The 1605-nt window shown below is 46.7% G+C and carries 2 protein-coding genes; one reads left to right on the top strand and one right to left on the bottom strand.

Translation table 11 applies throughout. The features are described 5' to 3' along the window. Positions 1-171: 171 nt before the first annotated feature. Complete coding sequence (locus tag F6K20_RS37745) at positions 172-918, bottom strand: hypothetical protein (RefSeq protein ID WP_008184279.1); 747 nt, start codon at positions 916-918, stop codon at positions 172-174. A gap of 336 nt (positions 919-1254) precedes the next feature. Between F6K20_RS37745 and F6K20_RS37740 the strand changes: the two genes are divergently transcribed. After that, positions 1255-1398 (top strand): hypothetical protein, encoded by a 144-nt coding sequence (locus F6K20_RS37740; RefSeq protein ID WP_158026629.1) that lies wholly within the window; start codon positions 1255-1257, stop codon positions 1396-1398. Positions 1399-1605 lie beyond the last annotated feature (207 nt).

The raw sequence follows: 1605 nt of genomic DNA, 5'->3' as shown, positions 1-1605 counted from the left end.
CTTCGGAGCTAGCGCCGTCTTGGGTAGCCAGTTGCTCATCTCTTCATCTCCCCATCTCTTCATCTCCCCATCTCCCCATCTCCCCGCGCCCCCACACTTACCACACTTACCACACTTACATCTCCCCATCTCCCCATCTCCCAACACTGCGCGCGGCGCTATAACCAATCGCTAATCATGCTCGGACTTCTTAGGATCATCCTCACACCAGACTGCACTGGCTAAGCCACTCCAGCAGATCATCTTCCATTTAGCCATGGATAGTTTAGGAATCTTAGCAACGAATAGCCAGTCAGAGTAATCTAGGTGCTTATAGATACGATCTTTGGCACCACTATCACTATGATTCAGCCAGCCCCAGCCAGAGATACCTTTATGGCCCCGGTGCTCCGTATCATCACCAAATCGGAAAGAGTATTCATGATTACCGAAGTAGTCTACTAGATCAAAGGACTTGAACTTCTTAGACTTGATTGTCCCCTTACCCATGCCAATCTTGTATGTGCCATAGGCTTTCTCGGTGACATAGGCATCGTTGTCTTTATGTCCCACAACTTTGTAGGTAAAGTCGATATCCCAGTAGTCAGTTGTCCTTTTTTTGTAATTCTTCCCTTCTTTTTGTCCACCGAAGGCTTTTCCGTAGATGTGGATCTCACCTGTGCTGGTGTAGTCGAGGAATACCTCTGCGCCCTCGTACTCAAAATCAAAGGTATAGATATCTCTGGCATTACCAGTGAGCAGTCCATCAAGACGCAAGCCATAGGGTGGCGGACTGGCACTAGCACCAGGGTGATTGCAAAGTTGGAAGGTACACTTTTGTGGAGCAAATGTGGGCTTGAATGAGAAGGGAACTAAAAAATTGATCGGAATCTCAAATTCACAGTTGTAAGAGGATTCGTGGATATTTTCGTCAGGCATGATTTGCCCTCCATCAGGTAGTTTGGCAGGTAGTCTTAATCTCTCCCAATGGTCTCATAATTTACTAACAAGTTGCGGTACCCTTAAGGGTACCTTTTAGTTAACTTGTAAGCATTCAGCTATCAGTTATCAGCTATCAGCTATCAGCTATCAGCGGTTTGCAATTCAGTTAGGTACAAATTTCTGAATTTTAGGGAACAGGGAACAGCGGATCACCGGAACAGGGAAGAGAGAACAGGGAAGTCGGAAGTCGGAAGTGGGAAAACAATCCTGTGTACCTGAGGTGCGACCCGTGGCGAATTTAATAATTAGATGCGGAAAGCGCACCTGATAGTTATGCAAACCGCCGTATGCGCTATCGGCAGGGTTAAGGAGGAAACCGTTAAGAATAAAACAGGTCAGCATTCGAATAATGCTGAGTTACAGAAAGCACCTCAAGTAGCGTGGGAGGTTTATTTTAAGCTGACGGCTGACAGCTGACGGCACCTCAAGTAGCGTGCGCGTAGGGCATATGCTTACGTTAAGCTTAGCAGGAGACTGGTTAAGAAAACCCCCCTGACTTGATAAGCCTAGGGGGATTTGAGGAACTAATTTCTATGAACTAATTTAAAGCCAGCCGTCAAAGATTCTTGTCAGAGATTGCTAAAGAGACTAAGTGCTAACCGGTTCCGCTGGCTCAGTAGGCGA

It is taken from the genome of Moorena sp. SIO2C4 (assembly GCF_010672485.1).
In the GTDB taxonomy this organism is placed as follows: Bacteria; Cyanobacteriota; Cyanobacteriia; order Cyanobacteriales; family Coleofasciculaceae; genus Moorena; species Moorena producens.
Note: the sequence above shows the minus strand (reverse complement) of the source record. Positions and strands in the feature narration are given on the sequence as shown.